The 15,968-nt window shown below is 69.8% G+C and carries 14 protein-coding genes; 9 read left to right on the top strand and 5 right to left on the bottom strand.

Going from position 1 to position 15,968, the window contains the following annotated elements; all coding sequences use genetic code 11:
• Window positions 1–32 precede the first annotated feature (32 nt).
• The 5 genes from BLQ91_RS04360 to BLQ91_RS04340 all read left to right on the top strand — a co-directional run bounded on the left by BLQ91_RS04360 (window position 33) and on the right by BLQ91_RS04340 (window position 9,040).
• On the top strand, window positions 33–2,009 hold the full coding sequence (locus BLQ91_RS04360; protein WP_090095312.1) for an alpha-1,4-glucan--maltose-1-phosphate maltosyltransferase: 1,977 nt from the start codon (window positions 33–35) through the stop codon (window positions 2,007–2,009).
• 48 nt (window positions 2,010–2,057) lie between these two features.
• A complete protein-coding gene (gene treS, locus BLQ91_RS04355; RefSeq protein WP_090095311.1) occupies window positions 2,058–3,866 on the top strand; it encodes a maltose alpha-D-glucosyltransferase in 1,809 nt (602 codons plus the stop codon).
• Between the two features lie 7 nt (window positions 3,867–3,873).
• On the top strand, window positions 3,874–5,184 hold the full coding sequence (locus tag BLQ91_RS04350) for a maltokinase N-terminal cap-like domain-containing protein (RefSeq protein WP_090095310.1): 1,311 nt from the start codon (window positions 3,874–3,876) through the stop codon (window positions 5,182–5,184).
• 2 nt (window positions 5,185–5,186) lie between these two features.
• On the top strand, window positions 5,187–7,361 hold the full coding sequence (gene glgB, locus BLQ91_RS04345) for a 1,4-alpha-glucan branching protein GlgB (RefSeq protein WP_090095309.1): 2,175 nt from the start codon (window positions 5,187–5,189) through the stop codon (window positions 7,359–7,361).
• A 308-nt stretch (window positions 7,362–7,669) separates the two neighbouring features.
• Window positions 7,670–9,040: a neutral zinc metallopeptidase gene (locus BLQ91_RS04340; RefSeq protein WP_090095308.1), complete on the top strand. Its 1,371-nt coding sequence runs from the start codon at window positions 7,670–7,672 to the stop codon at window positions 9,038–9,040.
• 16 nt (window positions 9,041–9,056) lie between these two features.
• On the opposite strand, the gene BLQ91_RS04335 is transcribed toward BLQ91_RS04340, so the two are convergent.
• Together BLQ91_RS04335 and BLQ91_RS40100 are read right to left on the bottom strand one after the other, a co-directional pair.
• A complete protein-coding gene (locus tag BLQ91_RS04335) occupies window positions 9,057–10,256 on the bottom strand; it encodes a cytochrome P450 (protein WP_090095307.1) in 1,200 nt (399 codons plus the stop codon).
• Window positions 10,257–10,325: 69 nt separating this feature from the next.
• Window positions 10,326–10,565, bottom strand: coding sequence for a hypothetical protein (locus BLQ91_RS40100; RefSeq protein WP_143022524.1), 240 nt, complete (start codon window positions 10,563–10,565; stop codon window positions 10,326–10,328).
• Between the two features lie 81 nt (window positions 10,566–10,646).
• Here BLQ91_RS40100 and BLQ91_RS04330 point away from each other — a divergent pair, with 81 nt between their 5' ends.
• Together BLQ91_RS04330 and BLQ91_RS04325 are read left to right on the top strand one after the other, a co-directional pair.
• Window positions 10,647–12,089: a neutral zinc metallopeptidase gene (locus BLQ91_RS04330; protein ID WP_090095305.1), complete on the top strand. Its 1,443-nt coding sequence runs from the start codon at window positions 10,647–10,649 to the stop codon at window positions 12,087–12,089.
• Between the two features lie 31 nt (window positions 12,090–12,120).
• Window positions 12,121–12,918, top strand: coding sequence for a helix-turn-helix domain-containing GNAT family N-acetyltransferase (locus BLQ91_RS04325; RefSeq protein WP_342670607.1), 798 nt, complete (start codon window positions 12,121–12,123; stop codon window positions 12,916–12,918).
• An 8-nt stretch (window positions 12,919–12,926) separates the two neighbouring features.
• Here BLQ91_RS04325 and BLQ91_RS41045 read toward each other — a convergent pair whose 3' ends face one another.
• The 3 genes from BLQ91_RS41045 to BLQ91_RS04315 are packed head-to-tail and all read right to left on the bottom strand — an operon-like array spanning window position 12,927 to window position 14,658.
• Entirely contained in the window at window positions 12,927–13,406 is a 480-nt protein-coding gene (locus BLQ91_RS41045) for a YbaB/EbfC family nucleoid-associated protein (RefSeq protein WP_176959561.1), read from the bottom strand.
• Complete coding sequence (locus tag BLQ91_RS04320) at window positions 13,403–14,341, bottom strand: hypothetical protein (RefSeq protein WP_176959560.1); 939 nt, start codon at window positions 14,339–14,341, stop codon at window positions 13,403–13,405. Before BLQ91_RS04320 ends, BLQ91_RS41045 begins: the two co-directional genes overlap by 4 nt.
• Window positions 14,338–14,658: a hypothetical protein gene (locus BLQ91_RS04315; RefSeq protein WP_090095300.1), complete on the bottom strand. Its 321-nt coding sequence runs from the start codon at window positions 14,656–14,658 to the stop codon at window positions 14,338–14,340. Before BLQ91_RS04315 ends, BLQ91_RS04320 begins: the two co-directional genes overlap by 4 nt.
• A 120-nt stretch (window positions 14,659–14,778) precedes the next feature.
• Here BLQ91_RS04315 and BLQ91_RS04310 point away from each other — a divergent pair, with 120 nt between their 5' ends.
• Both BLQ91_RS04310 and BLQ91_RS04305 read left to right on the top strand, forming a co-directional pair.
• Window positions 14,779–15,321: a hypothetical protein gene (locus BLQ91_RS04310; RefSeq protein WP_218130150.1), complete on the top strand. Its 543-nt coding sequence runs from the start codon at window positions 14,779–14,781 to the stop codon at window positions 15,319–15,321.
• A gap of 11 nt (window positions 15,322–15,332) precedes the next feature.
• Window positions 15,333–15,944, top strand: coding sequence for a hypothetical protein (locus BLQ91_RS04305; RefSeq protein WP_143022523.1), 612 nt, complete (start codon window positions 15,333–15,335; stop codon window positions 15,942–15,944).
• Window positions 15,945–15,968: the final 24 nt, after the last annotated feature.

Raw genomic sequence — 15,968 nt, 5'->3', positions numbered from 1 at the left:
CACGGAGCGACACGGCGGAAGGGCGCTGCCGGATGAGCGGACGACTCGGTATCGACGACGTATCCCCTGTGGTCTCGGCTGGACGTTATCCAGCCAAAGCCGTTGTGGGAGAACACGTTCCGGTTGCAGCCACGGTGTGGCGCGAGGGACACGACAAACTCGCGGCGACAGTCACGTGGAGAGGACCGAACGACCGGGTTGCCCGCCAGACGCGGATGCACGAGGTCGGGATCGGCCTCGACAGGTGGGCCGCGACCGTCGTTCCCGACGCGGAAGGCCCCTGGACGTTCCGGATCGATGCGTGGAGTGACCCCTGGGCCACCTGGAACCACGCCGTTGAGGTGAAGATCGCGGCCGGGCAGGGGCCCGGTGATCTCGCGAACGATCTTGAAATCGGTGCTCAGCTACTCGATCGGGTGGCAAGGCGACCCGATCGGCGACAAGAGCGAGCTTTGCTCATGTCCGCGGCGGAGGCGTTGCGGGACCAGGACCGGCCGCTCGCCGAACGGGTCGCGCCGGCGCTGGCCGCCGACGTGCGGCAGGTGATGTTCGAGCACCCCGTGCGCGAGCTGGTCACCAAGGGCAAGACGCACAAGATCTGGTGCGACCGCAAGAAGGCGGCCTACGGCTCCTGGTACGAGTTCTTCCCGCGCAGCACCGGCGGGATCGACGAGACCGGGCAGGCGGTGCACGGCACCTTCGCGACGGCGACCAAGGAGCTCGACCGGGTCGCGGCGATGGGCTTCGACGTCGTCTACTTCCCGCCGATCCACCCGATCGGGCGAGTCAACCGCAAGGGCCCCAACAACACCCTCGTCGCGGGCCCCGACGACACGGGCTCGCCGTGGGCGATCGGCGCGGACGAGGGCGGGCACGACGCGATCCACCCGCAGCTCGGCACGATCGAGGACTTCGACGCGCTCGTGCACCGGGCGAAGGAGCTCGGCCTCGAGGTCGCGCTCGACTTCGCGCTGCAGTGCGCGCCGGACCACCCGTGGGTGCTCAAGCACCCGGAGTGGTTCACGCAGCTGCCCGACGGCACGATCGCGTACGCGGAGAACCCGCCCAAGAAGTACCAGGACATCTACCCGATCAACTTCGACCTCGACCCGCAGGGCCTCTACCACGAGGTGCTGCGCGTGGTCCTCTACTGGGCCGAGCACGGGGTGCGGATCTTCCGGGTCGACAACCCGCACACCAAGCCGCCGGACTTCTGGATGTGGCTCATCTGGAAGGTCAAGGAGGTCTACCCGGACACGCTGTTCCTGGCGGAGGCCTTCACCCGGCCCGCCCGCCTGTACGGCCTGGCCAAGCTCGGCTTCACCCAGTCCTACACGTACTTCACGTGGCGGACGGGCAAGCAGGAGCTCATCGAGTTCGGCGAGGACATCCGCGACCACTGGGACGAGGCGCGGCCGAACCTCTTCGTGAACACCCCGGACATCCTGCACGAGTCGTTGCAGCACGGCGGCCCGGCGATGTTCGGCCTCCGCGCGGCCCTGGCGGCCACGCTCTCCCCCACGTGGGGCGTCTACAGCGGCTACGAGCTCTTCGAGCACGAGGCCGTGAAACCCGGTAGCGAGGAGTACCTGAACTCCGAGAAGTACCAGCTGCGACCCCGCGACTACGCCCGTGCACTGGCGGACGGGCGGAGCCTCGAACCGTGGCTGCGCAAGCTCAACCACATCCGCAGGGCACACCCCGCGCTCCAGCAGATGCGCACGCTGAAGTTCCAGCACATCGAGAACGACGCGTTGGTCGCCTACTCCAAGCGCGATCCGGAGACGGGCGACACGGTGGTGGTCGTCGTCAGCCTCGACCCGAACAGCACGCAGGAGGGGACGCTGTACCTCGACCTGCCCGAGCTCGGGTTCGACTGGCACGAGCGGCTGATCGCTCACGACGAGGTCACCGGCGAGACGTGGGACTGGGGACAGGCCAACTACGTCCGTCTGGAGCCGTGGCGAGCCACGGCGCACGTCGTCAGCCTGCAACGACGTTTCTCCTAGGGCCTCAGCCCGCTCAACCCGCACAACCCCCGACGAGGTGGGAACCCCATGGCCGACGACTCCCGTCCCGACGCTGCGCTCGGGCTGGAAGGAACACCGCACACCGGAGAAGCCATCGACGACGACGGCTTCCTGGTCGAACCCCAGGCTGAGGACTTCAAGTCGGCAAAACCGGCGTCGGCGAACCCCAGCTGGTTCAAGGGCGCCGTCTTCTACGAGGTGCTGGTCCGCGCCTTCAGCGACTCCAACGGCGACGGCACGGGCGACCTCAGGGGCCTCGCCTCGCGCCTCGACTACCTGGAGTGGCTCGGCGTCGACTGCCTCTGGCTGCCGCCGTTCTACGCGTCGCCGCTGCGCGACGGCGGCTACGACATCAGCGACTTCCGCGCGGTGCTGCCCGAGTTCGGCACCGTCGAGGACTTCGTGTACCTGCTGGAGGAGGCGCACCGGCGCGGGATCCGCGTGATCACCGACCTGGTGCTCAACCACACCTCCGACGCGCACCCGTGGTTCCAGGAGTCGCGGCAGCACCCGGACGGCCCGTACGGCGACTACTACGTGTGGAGCGACGACGACTCGCGCTACAGCGACGCGCGGATCATCTTCGTCGACACCGAGACGTCGAACTGGACCTACGACCCGGTGCGCGGGCAGTTCTTCTGGCACCGCTTCTTCAGCCACCAGCCGGACCTCAACTACGAGAACCCGGACGTGCAGGAGGCGATGCTCGACATCCTGCGCTTCTGGCTCGACCTCGGCATCGACGGGTTCCGCCTCGACGCCGTGCCGTACCTCTTCGAGGAAGAGGGCACGAACTGCGAGAACCTGCCGCGCACGCACGAGTTCCTGAAGAAGTGCCGCAAGGTCGTCGACGACGAGTTCCCCGGCCGCGTGCTGCTCGCCGAGGCGAACCAGTGGCCGTCGGACGTGGTCGAGTACTTCGGTGACCCGGAGGTCGGCGGCGACGAGTGCCACATGGCGTTCCACTTCCCGCTGATGCCGCGCATCTTCATGGCGGTGCGGCGCGAGTCGCGGTTCCCGATCTCGGAGATCCTGGCGCAGACGCCGGCGATCCCCGAGAACGCCCAGTGGGGCATCTTCCTGCGCAACCACGACGAGCTCACGCTCGAGATGGTCAGCGACGAGGAACGCGACTACATGTACGCGGAGTACGCCAAGGACCCGCGGATGAAGGCGAACATCGGCATCCGCCGGCGGCTCGCCCCGCTGCTCGAGAACGACCGCAACCAGCACGAGCTCTTCACCGCGATGCTGCTGTCCCTGCCGGGGTCGCCCGTCCTCTACTACGGCGACGAGATCGGCATGGGCGACAACATCTGGCTGCAGGACCGCGACGCCGTCCGCACGCCGATGCAGTGGACCCCGGACCGCAACGCGGGCTTCTCCTCGTGCGACCCCGGCCGGATCTACCTGCCGGTGATCATGGACCCGGTCTACGGCTACCAGGGCCTGAACGTCGAGGCGCAGCTCAACAGCTCGACGTCGCTGCTGAACTGGACCAGGCACATGATCGAGGTGCGCAAGCAGCACCACGCGTTCGCCGAGGGCGACTTCACCGAGCTCGGCGGCTCAAACCCGAGTGTGCTCGCCTTCAAGCGGCAGTGGAAGCGCCCCGACGGCCGCGAGGACATCGTCCTCTGCGTGAACAACCTGTCGCGCTTCCCGCAGCCCGTCGAGCTGGACCTCTCCGAGCACCGCGAGCACACGCCGGTGGAGCTCACCGGAGGTGTCAAGTTCCCCGCGATCGGGGAACTCCCCTACCTGCTGACCCTCCCGGGTCACGGTTTCTACTGGTTCCAGCTGGTAGAGGCGGGCGACGACAGCGAGATGAGGTGAATCGCGAGTGACCGATCCCCACGAACTGGTCGACAAGCTGGTCGCCTCACTGCCCGATCTGCTCCCGGCCGCACGGTGGTTCGGCGGCAAGGACAGGCCGATCACAGCCGTCCGTCCACTCAGGACGACGGTGGTGGACGGCGACCTCGTGCACGTGGTGCTCGAGGTCGAGCAGCCGGGGCGCACGGAGAGGTACCAGGGTGCGCTCAGCCTGAGCACCGGCGCATGGGACGTCCTGCTCGACCCCGAGCACAACGGTGTCCTGCTCGACCGGATGGCGTCCGGTGAGAGCACGCAGGACATCGTCTTCGCGCACGAGCCCGGCACGGAGCTGCGCTCGGGCCTGCGCGGGCGACCGATCGGCGTGGAGCAGTCCAACACGTCGCTGATCTACGGCCAGCAGTACATCCTGAAGATCTTCCGCAAGCTCGCGAGCGGGGAGAACCGGGACCTGACGATGCACCGCGCCCTGCGGTCCGTCGGCTGCGAGCACATCGCGCTGCCGCTCGGCTCGATCTCGACCGAGCTGGACGGCGAGCAGGTCACGCTCGCGATGCTGCAGGAGTTCCTGCCGGACGCGGTCGAGGGCTGGGACATGGCCAAGACCTCGGTGCGCGACCTGATGGCCGAGGCGGACCTGCACGCGTTCGAGGTCGGCGGCGACTTCGCCGGTGAGGCCCAGCGCCTGGGCCACGCCGTGGCGAAGGTGCACGCCGACCTGGCCGAGGCGCTCGGCACGAGGATCGCCGACGACGACGCGATCGACGAGGCCATCGCGGGCATGCAGCGGCGTCTCGGCGTCGTGCTGGAGTCCGTGCCGGAGCTCGGCAGGTACGAGGAGCCGCTGCGGGCCGCGTTCGAACAGGCCCGCGAGCACGTCGGCGCCATCCCGATCCAGCACATCCACGGCGACCTGCACCTCGGTCAGGTGCTGCGGACCGTGCACGGGTGGCTGCTGATCGACTTCGAGGGCGAGCCGGCGGCGGGCGTCGCCGAGCGCAACGCGCTGCGGTCGCCGTTGCGCGACGTGGCGGGGATGCTGAGGTCGTTCGACTACGCGGCCCGGCAGCTGCTCGTCGGCCAGCCCGACGACGACCAGCTCGCCTACCGCGCGATGGAGTGGACGAAGCGCAACCGGGCGGCGTTCTGCGACGGCTACGCCGAGGTGGCGGGCGACCCGCGGGACCACGCGCACCTGCTGCGCGCGTTCGAGCTGGACAAGGCGGTCTACGAGGTCGCCTACGAGCACGCCAACAGGCCGGAGTGGTTGACGGTTCCGCTGTCGTCGATCGCCCGGATGACCAGCGGAGGAGAGTAAGCGTGAAGGCCGACCTGGACCGGCTCCTGTCAGGTGCACACCACGACCCGCACTCGGTGCTGGGGGTGCACACCGTCGGCGACCAGGTGATCGCGCGTGCGCTGCGGCCCGGCGCCACGTCGGTCGCCGTGTCGTGGGGTGACAAGCAGGTCGAGCTGCCACGCATCGCCGACGCGCTGTTCGAGGGCGAGCTGCCCGAGGCACCCGGTGACTACCGGCTGCTGGTGACCTACGGCGCCCACACGGTCGAGGTCGACGACCCGTACCGGTGGCTGCCGACGGTCGGGGAGCTCGACCTGCACCTGATCGGCGAGGGCCGGCACGAACGGCTGTGGGACGTGCTCGGTGCCCACGTCCGCTCCTACGAGACGGCTGCCGGTGACGTCACCGGTGTCTCGTTCGCGGTGTGGGCGCCGAACGCGCGCGGTGTGCGCGTGACAGGTGACTTCGACAGCTGGGACGGTCGCGCGAACCCGTTGCGCTCCATGGGTTCCAGCGGCGTGTGGGAGGTCTTCCTGCCCAACGTGCCGGTGGGCTCGCGGTACAAGTTCCGCATCCTCGGCCAAGACGGCGTCTGGCACGAGAAGGCCGACCCGATGGCGTTCGCCACGGAGAAGCCACCGCAGACCGCCTCGGTCGTCACGCGCTCCGAGTACGAGTGGGGCGACGCGGAGTGGGAGGCCAAGCGCGCGGCCACGCAGTGGGCCAACGCGCCGATGTCGATCTACGAGGTGCACCTCGGCTCGTGGAAGCCGGGGCTGAGCTACCGCGAGCTGGCGACAGAGCTCGCGGACTACTGCGAGGACATGGGCTTCACCCACGTCGAGATGCTGCCCGTGGCCGAGCACCCGTTCGGCGGTTCGTGGGGCTACCAGGTCACGTCGTACTACGCCCCGACGTCGCGGTTCGGGTCGCCGGACGACTTCCGGTACTTCGTCGACATGCTGCACCAGCGCGGCATCGGCGTGCTGGTCGACTGGGTGCCGGCGCACTTCCCCAAGGACGCGTGGGCGCTCGCGAAGTTCGACGGCACCCCCCTGTACGAGCACGCCGACCCGCGTCGCGGTGAGCAGCTCGACTGGGGCACGTACGTCTTCGACTTCGGGCGCAACGAGGTGCGCAACTTCCTCGTCGCCAACGCGCTGTTCTGGATCGAGGAGTTCCACCTCGACGGTCTGCGCGTGGACGCCGTCGCGTCGATGCTCTACCTCGACTACTCGCGGCCCGAGGGGCAGTGGCTGCCCAACGAGTTCGGTGGCCGGGAGAACCTCGACGCGGTGCGGTTCCTGCAGGAGCTGAACGCGACGGTCTACAAGCGGCACCCCGGCATCGTGATGATCGCCGAGGAGTCGACGGCGTGGCCGGGTGTCACGCGGCCGACGCACCTGGGCGGCCTCGGGTTCGGCTTCAAGTGGAACATGGGCTGGATGCACGACACGCTGCACTACCTGTCGCGGTCGCCGGTCCACCGGTCGTTCCACCACAACGAGATGACGTTCTCGCTGGTCTACGCGTGGAGCGAGAACTTCGTGCTGCCGCTCTCGCACGACGAGGTGGTGCACGGCAAGGGCTCGCTGTGGACGCGGATGCCGGGCGACGACTGGAACAAGGCCGCGGGTGTGCGGTCGCTGCTCGCGTTCATGTGGGCGCACCCCGGCAAGCAGCTGCTGTTCATGGGCGGCGAGTTCGGGCAGCGGCAGGAGTGGTCGGAGTCGCGGTCGCTCGACTGGCACCTGGTCGAGCAGGAGCCGTTGCACCGGGGCATCCAGAACCTGATGCGCGACCTGAACTCGGTCTACAAGACGGCGGCGGCGTTGTTCTCGCACGACATCACGCCCGAGGGCTTCCAGTGGATCGACGCGAACGACTCGGGCGGCAACGTGCTGTCGTTCGTGCGGATCGGTCAGGACGACTCGCAGCTCGTGTGCGTGGCCAACTTCGCCGGGATGCCGCACCACGACTACCGCGTCGGCCTGCCGGCCGGTGGGCGGTGGAAGGAGCTCGTCAACACCGACGCCTCGCACTACGGCGGTTCCGGTGTGGGCAACTTCGGCGGTGTGGAGGCGGAGGCGAAGCCGTGGCACGGGCGGCCGTACTCGGCGGTGCTGCAGCTGCCGCCGTCCGGTGTGCTGTGGCTGGTCCCCGAGGTGCCCGGCGTTCTGGGCGAGGCTGACTGAGGAATCCGGCAGCGCTCCGTTGCCGTGGAGCGCGCCGGGGACGGTCGCGGTGGTGCCGGCGCAGGGCCGCACCACCGCGTCGTCGAGGTCGAACGGCGGCAGGTCGCCGCAGGCTGGTCAGCGGTTCGAGCACGGCCCGGTGGCGGACGCCCGAGGACGCGGTGCCGGGTCAGGTGATCATGCCCACGCGCGCGTGCGGCGACCGAGGCTCGGTGAACCCGATCCGGCCGCCACACGTTGCCCAAGGTATGCGCCTGACTTGGACGAGTAGGACGCCCTTCGCGCCGCCCGGCAGGCACAATGGGGTCATGCGGCACCGGAGCATCGCGCTGATCGTCGCCACCGCCCTGCTCGCGGTGGGTTGCACCGCTGAGATCCCGGGGCGCCCGCGTGCCGCCAAGGTGGTGAAGAAGGAAGCCTCCACCGAGACCATCCAGGTGCGCGGGTCGGACAACGGCCCGATCGACAAGCTGGCCGCCACCGCGCTCACGGACATCGACGAGTTCTGGAAGGACTCGTTCCCGAAGACGTTCAACAAGCCGTGGAAGCCGCTGACCGGCGGCTACTTCTCGGTCGACACGTCGGACGCGACCGCGAAGCCGCCGCCGTGCACGCAGAAGGCCGCGGACGTGGAGGGCAACGCCTTCTACTGCCCCGCCGCCGACGCGATCGCCTGGGACCGCGCGTCGCTGCTGCCGGTGCTGCAGGACCGCTTCGGCGAGGCCGCCGTGGTCGTGGTGCTGGCCCACGAGGTCGGCCACGCGGTGCAGAACCGCATGGGCATCACGCCCGAGGCCGAACGCCGGGAGCCGGAGAGGTTCCCGACGATCCTCACCGAGGCGCAGGCCGACTGCTTCGCGGGCGCGTTCGTGCGCAACGTGACGGACGGCAGGTCGCAGCGCCTCGACATCAACGCCGACTCGCTGGACAAGGCCTTGGGCGCGCTGATCACGTTCCGCGACCCGGTCGGCACCTCGCCGGAGGACGAGCAGGCGCACGGCAGCGCGTTCGACCGCGTGGCGGCGTTCCAGGACGGCTTCGAGCAGGGCACCAAGTTCTGCGCGGCGATGACGGTGCAGAACCGCACCTTCACCCAGCGGGCGTTCACGACGGTCAAGGACCGCGCGAACGGCGGCAACCTGCCGTTCTCGGAGATGCTCGAATCCGTGACGCCCGACCTGGACGGTTACTTCAAGGGCCTCGCGACGGCCGCCGGCAAGCAGTGGCCCTCGCCGCGCGCCGAGGCGTCCCAGACGGAGCCGACGTGTTCCGGCGACCAGGGACCCGTCGCGTACTGCCCGTCGGACAAGACGATCAAGATCGACACGAAGGAAGACCTGCCGGACCTGCACAAGGAGCTCGGCGACTACGCGACCGGCACGCTGATCGCGACCAGGTACGCGATGGCCGAGCTGGCCGTGGTGGGCAAGCCGACCGAGGGCGAGGAGGCCTCCGCGGCCGCCCTGTGCCTGGCCGGCGCGTACACCGGCGCGGTGTTCGCCCGCGAAGGCGGGTTCGGGCTCTCACCGGGTGACTTCGACGAGGCCGTGACGGTGCTGCTGCAGTTCGACTACGCGGCACGCGACTCGAAGGGCGAGAACCCGGTGGACCCGGGGTTCGCCCGCGTGGCGCGGTTCCGCGAGGGCGTGTTCGAGGGCCCGAAGAAGTGCGGCCTCTGAGCGGGGCCGCACCGGCTCAGACGGGCCAGGTCAGGTGCAGGTGGCGCACCCCGCGCAGCACGCCGTAGGTGCGTTCGGGCTCGGTGCCGGGCTCGACCTCGAACTCGGGCATCGCGGTCAGCACCTCGTCGAACACGATGCCGAGCTCCAGCCGGGCCAGGTGCATGCCGAGGCAGCGGTGCACGCCCGCTCCCCAGCCGAGGTCGCGGCCGCGCCGGCGCCGGTCGAGCCGGAACTCGGCCGGGTCGTCGACGTACTGCTCGTCGCGGGTGCCGGAGCCCCAGGCCAGCAGCAGGCGGTCGCCGGGCGTCAGGTCGACGCCGCCGAGCGTGGTCTCGGCGAGCACGGTGCGCCCCGTGGCGGCGACCGCGGACTCGTGGCGCACGACCTCCTCGATGAGCTTCGGCACGAGCGTGCGGTCGGCGGCGACCCTGCGCCGCGTCCGCGGGTCCTGCGCCAGCTGCAGCAGGAGGCTGGAGATGGTGTCGACGGTGGTGAGGAAACCCGCGCTGACCATCAGGAACGCGTACTTGAGCAGTTCGGCGTCCGTGGCGGTCCGGCCGTCCACCTCGGCGTGCACGACGGCGGTCAGCACGTCGCCGCCGGTGTCCTCGCGGCCGCGGCGCTCGGCGATCTCGGCGCGGAGGAACTCGACCAGGCCGGCTCCGGCGCGGTGGGCGTCCTGCACCGACCTCGGCGCGACGAGGTCTCTCGCCAGGGCGGCGAGCTCGTGCTGCCGTTCCCGCGGCACGCCCATGACCTCGGCGATCACCAGGGACGGGATGCGGGCGGCGAGCTCACCGACGACCTCGCACCGCCCGCGTGGCGCCACCTCGCCGACGACCTGGCCGGTCACCTGCCGGATGAACGCCTCGTGCTTGCGCACCGCCGGTGGCGTGAAGAAGTCCTGCAGGACGGTGCGCCAGCCCGTGTGGACCGGCGGGTCGGACTCGAAGAGCGGTGCGCGGGTGGTCTCGGCGTCGGGCACCATCGCGACCGCGCCGAGTCCCTGCACCGCGGCGCTGAAGGTCTCGCCGTCCTTGGCGACGGTGACGATGTCGTCCTGCTTCGCCACCACGTAGAACCCGCCGTAGGCCTCGCTGCGCGCGACCGGGCAGCCCTGGCGCAGCTCGGCGAGCAGGGCGTGGATCGTCGGGACGACGGCCTGGTCGTGGTGGTCGAAGCCGCGGATGCGGTCGGAGAGACTCTCGCCCATGCACGTGTACCTACAGCATGATCACGGGCGAGCGGAAGCCCGTGCCGGCTCGGTGACCGGGTGCGGGCCTCAGCGCCGGAGCGCGGGGGCCTGGTCCGCCACGACCGGGATCCGCGCTCCTGAGATCTTCCGCGTGCCGCAGACCAGGTCCGTGTTGCGCACCGTGACCTCGGTGAACGTCACGAAGGGCACGTTCAGCGGCGGGTGCGCCGTGCCTTCGTCACGAGCCGGACGCCCCGCGAGATCTCGGCGGTCCACTCGCGCCTTCCACCCGACGACGGGGACGAGTCCGCGCAGTCTGGGAACCACCGCAGCGAGCGAGGAAGTCCCACGCTCGGCCTCCGGCACTTGCTGCACGTGGCCGAACCGCGCTTAGTAGGGTCTGACCTCATGGGATTCGGACGAATCGCCGTCGCGCTGGCCGCGACCGCAGCCTTGACCGCGTGCGCTTCCGTGGTCGAGGGCGAACCGAAGGGCGAGCGCCCCGACCCCACGAAGGTCGCGGGGCTGGAGATCTCCAACGGCCCGTCCGGCCCGAAGAAGGGCGTCCCCGACGCGGACCTCAGCGTGCAGAACGGCGACGGCGGCGAGATGGACCGCCTGGCCATCAACACCCTCGCCGACGTGCAGGAGTTCTGGAAGGACGAGTTCCCCCGCTCGTTCGGCGGCAAGGCCTTCGAGCCCGTCAAGCGCTTCAACTCCTACGACGCCAACGGAAAGGGCGTCGAGGTCTGCAAGCTCAACACCACCGGCATCGCGAACGCGTTCTACTGCGCCCTCGACGACAGCATCACCTGGGACCGCGGCGAGCTGCTGCCGATGCTCAACGACTCCTTCGGCCCCATGGCGGTCGTGACGGTCCTCGCCCACGAGATGGGCCACGCCGTGCAGTACAAGCTCGGCCCCGCCTCCGGCATCGGGCCGAACACGCCGTCGATCGTCAAGGAGCAGCAGGCCGACTGCTACACCGGCGTCTTCATGCGCTGGATCGCCGAGAACAGGTCCAAGCACTTCGAGCTCTCCACGGGCGAGGGCCTGAACCAGGTCCTGCAGACGATGTTCTTCATCCGCGACAGCGCCGGCACGTCGTTCGAGAAGCAGGGCGCCCACGGCAGCGCGTTCGACCGCGTCTCGGCGTTCCAGTTCGGCTTCGTCCGCGGCGCCGCCCGCTGCGCGGAGATCAACGAGGCCGAGATCTCCAAGCGCATCACCGAACGCCCCTTCGACCTCTCGGACTCCGACCGGGGGCAGGGCCGCGGCAACGCCAAGATCGACGACGAGAAGTACCTCCGTGCGCTGGAGGAGTCCCTGCGCGACGCCTACAAGTCGAGCGGCGCGGTCTTCCCTGCCTTCGACAGGGCCGGGATCAAGCCCTGCGCCGACGCGCAGACCACCTCCCCCGCCTCCTACTGCCCCGCCGTGAACCAGCTCCAGCTCGACCTGCCGCAGCTGGTGAAGATCGGCACGCCGCCGAAGAAGGGCTCGAAGGGCGGCGTCGGCGACTTCGCCGCGTTCGCCGTGATCGCCTCGCGCTTCTCGTTGTCGATCCAGCACGCCACGGGCTTCAAGCTCGACGACGACGCCGCGGGCCAGCGCACCGCGTGCCTGACCGGCGCGTGGGCGGGCCTCACCAACCGTCCCGACGCCGCGGCGGGCCTGCGCCTGTCCCCCGGCGACCTGGACGAGGCCGTGGCGGAACTGCTGGCCGACGACAGCCTCATCGCGTCCGACGTGAACGGCAAGGCCGTCCCCTCCGGTTTCGCCCGCGTGGAGGCGTTCGGCGACGGCTTCTTCCGCGGCCTCTCGTTCTGCGTGAAGAAGTACTCGGTTTGACCCTTCATCGATCCACGTCGATACTCGGCGGGTGCTGACCGATGAAGCCGCGACCTACGCCTCGTGGTTCTCGACCCTGTCCGACCCGACCAGGGTCCGCCTGCTGCACCACGTGGCATCCGCCTCGGCACCGGTGACGGTCGGCGAGCTGACGACGCTGCTCGGTGTGAGCCAGTCCACCTGCTCGCACCACGTCCGCAAGCTGGCGGAGGTCGGCTTCCTCCACGTCCAGCGCGAGGGCACGACCACCCTCGTCACGGTCAACCCGGCCTGCTGCACCGGTCTCCCCCACGCGGCGGACGCGGTGATGGGCGCGCTGTCGTCGGGCACCGTCCGCCCGGTCGACGGCGTCACCGTCCACGCGATGACCGCCGCGGACTGGCCGGAGGTCCGCCGCATCTACGGCGAGGGCATCGCCTCGGGCAACGCGACCTTCGAGACCGAGGTGCCCTCGCGCCGGACGCTCGAGTCCAAGTGGCTACCGGACCACCGCTGGATCGCGGTGCTGGACGGCGAGATCGCCGGCTGGGCCGCCGCGACGGCCGTCTCGGCGCGGGAGTGCTACTCCGGCGTGGCCGAGACGTCGATCTACGTCGCCGACGCCGCGCAGGGCCGGGGAGTGGGGAAAACCCTGTTGCACCACCAGGTCGCGGCGGCGGACGCCGACGGCTTCTGGACGTTGCAGGCCGTGGTCTTCCCGGAGAACCGGGCCAGCGTCGCGCTGCACCACAAGGCCGGCTTCCGCACGGTGGGGTTGCGCGAGAAGATCGCGCGGCACCACGGCGAATGGCGCGACACCGTCCTGTTGGAACGACGCCGCGCCGACTGACCGAGGTGTCACCAGGGTTCGTCCTTGAGCCAGCTCTCCGGCGGCCCCTCCTCGGTGTGGTCACCGGTCCGCTTCACGGGTGCGTTGCCGCGCACGGGAAGCGCCAGCGCCACCGCCGGGACCTCGGGTGCGGGCAGCAGGAACGGCGGCAGGGAACGGATGACGCCCTCGTTCCGCAGCCGCACGTACACCTCGCGGACCTGGTTCCGCGCGTCGGCCGTCGCCTGGCGCACGACGGCGGTGATCGCGTGCGCCAGGTCGTCCTGCTTGGCCTGCTTGGTGAGCGGCGACAGCTCCAGCCGCAGGAGCAGGCCGGAGTGGTCGACGGTGGCGGTCACGTCGCCGTGCTCGCTGCTCGCCGTGCCGCGGACCGCGGCGACCTGCTTCTCCGCCCACTCCTTCGCCCGCAGACGGCGGTCGGCGTTCGTGGCGCCTTCTTCGGACTGGGCGCGCAGCCGGGCGGCGCGCGCCTGCGGGTCCTCCGTCACGACGTCGGCCGGGCGGGAGCGCTGTCCGGTTCCTTCGGCTCCTCCACCAGGTCCTCGCGGCTGATCCTGCTCGGCGGCTTGCGGTCCTCCTGGTGGAAGTCGCCGGGGTCGAACCGGTCGTCGGTGACGAGGCGGGGCCGCGGCGGGCTCAGCTCGAGCATCCCGGCACCCGCCATGCTCTCGGCGACGGCGCGGAAGCCGGCCCGGACCTTCTCCATCTGCCGGCGGCCGGTCTCCAGGATGTCCTGGCCCTTCCAGCCCATCTCGCCGATGACCTGCTCCGTGCTGTTCGCCTCGAGGTAGGTGGCGTTGACCCCGGCCGCACCGGTCTGCAACGCGTCGCCGACCGCGAGCGTGGCGATGAACGCCACGCCGGTGCCGGCGGTCGCCGCCGCGACACCGATCGACACCGCGGCGGACGCGAGCGAGATCATGACCTTGGCGTCCCTGACCTCCCCCGCCTCGACGCCCTTCTGCGCCTTCTCGACGAAGTTCAGCACGTCGTCGCGGAAGCTGGTGATCGACTTCTCGTAGGCCTGCATCGCGTACTTCGCGGCGCGCACGACGTCCCGCTTGCGCGCGAGCGCGCCCTCGATGCTCGGCTGGCCGCGCAGGTACGAGCGGAAGCCGTCGGCGGCGTCGCCCTCCCAGTTCTCCAGGTAGAGGTCGATGTCGTTGAGCACGCCCTCGCAGAAGTCCTGGTCGATGTCGTCGGCTGCCTTGGACAGCAACGAGATCTCCTCGCGCACGCCCTCGAGCGCCACCTCGACGTCGATGAACCGGCCGAACTCGGCGAAGAGGCGCTGGACGTCCTCCTTGGCGGTCGGGTAGCTCGCGTTCTCCTCCAGGTGGTCGGGGAAGAACCAGTCCTCCTGCTCGTCGAACTTCTTGCAGAAGTAGTCGGCGTGCTTCTGCATGTCTTCGGCCCAGCTCACGACAGGATCCCCCCGAACGTCCGCTCGTTGTCCGCGTCGACGGCGATGTAGCGCTCGGCGACCTCGGTCAGCGCCTCCTGGGCCAGTTCCAGGTTCTCCTTGTTCCGCGCGAACACGCCGAGAAGCATCGAACGCGCGTTGAGCCACTCGCGGTGCGCCTCGTAGACCTCCTCGTGCCCCGCAAAGGCCTTGCCGTCGAGCAACTCGGTGTCGGCGAGCTTGAGCCTGGCGCTCTCCGTGTGCTCGACGAGCTTGCCCATGTCGTGCTTCGCCGTGTGCTTCAAGCCCTCTGGTTCGGCGTGGAAGCCCGTGCCCATCTCGCCCCCTGGCGTGTCCCGACCGGTGTGAACGGCCGACAGGCTATGTCAGCCGTTCGGGTGAAGATCGCGGGGAGTGGGTGTCAGCGATCTGTCAGCGCGGCCCGTCAAGCTGGGCTGATGGGGAAACAGCGAACGCTCGTCGTGCTGGTTTCCGCCCTCGGTCTGATGGTCGCGGCACCGCTCACGGCGGCCGCCAACAGCTTCAGCCCGCACGCGGACAACAAGGCGCACAGCTTCTTCTTCGACGACGATCTCACCTCGGCGCAGAAGTCCGGCGTCGACTGGGCGCGGAAGAACTCGCTCGCGCCGACGGACATGACGACGAGCGTGAACACGACGTACAACACGAAGGTCGACGTGTGGGTGTACTCGACCTGGAACCCGCCGGCGGACCTGCGAAACGCCTACGCGTGGGCCAGCTGCGTCAAGCGCGTCAACGCGTCCAAGTGCGACCAGCATGAGATCGTGATCAACAACAGGAAACCGCACGGCAACTACAAGTCCCTGGGCTGCCACGAGATCGGCCACACCGTGGGCCTCGGCCACGCGTCGGGCAAGAACAGCTCGTACAGCACGCCGAACCGTTCGTGCATGCGCGGGAACCCGGACCACAACTACTACGCCACGCACGACAAGAACCACATCAACGGCGCCTACTGATGGGGAACCCGATGCGCATCTCGTTCCTGGTGGGTGCCGCGGCACTGGTGCTCACCGCCTGCTCGTCCACACCCGCGCCCGCACCCGCCGCCGCGCCGGACTTCTGGGACGCGCACACCGTCCACGGCTCGATGCCGGAGGAGCCGGAGACCGTCGAGGAGCTGGCGTCGCAGTCGCAGCTCGTCGTCCTCGGCACCATCGGCGGTGTCACCGAGGGCAGGGACTACACCGACCCCGGGAAGCCCGCCCACCGCACGTCGAACGTGGCGATCCAGGTGGAGAAGGCGAACCGCGCCGGTGTTCCGCAGGCCGTCGTGGAGTTCTCCCGGCAGCCCGAGACGGCTCTCGCGGACGTCGCCTCGGCCCTGCCGAAGGGCCGGTACGTCTTCTACCTGCAGCACTGGTACGACGGCCCGGATGGCCCCGTCTACAGCTGCACGTCCGTCGGCATGTGCGCCGTGGGCGTCGACGGCGGCTCGGTGACGACTCCGCGTGAGCCCGGCCTGGCCGAGGACCTGCGTGCCGAAGGCCGCGTGCCGGTCAAGAACCAGGCCCCGTCACCGGACGGCCTGACCGTGGACCGGATCTTCGTGGACAGCGCCGCGGCGGTTCCCGCCGGCTGATCCGCGCTCTGGGGGTCGGCCGGG

The organism is Lentzea jiangxiensis (assembly GCF_900104175.1).
Lineage (GTDB): Bacteria > Actinomycetota > Actinomycetes > Mycobacteriales > Pseudonocardiaceae > Lentzea > Lentzea jiangxiensis.
Note: the sequence above shows the minus strand (reverse complement) of the source record. Positions and strands in the feature narration are given on the sequence as shown.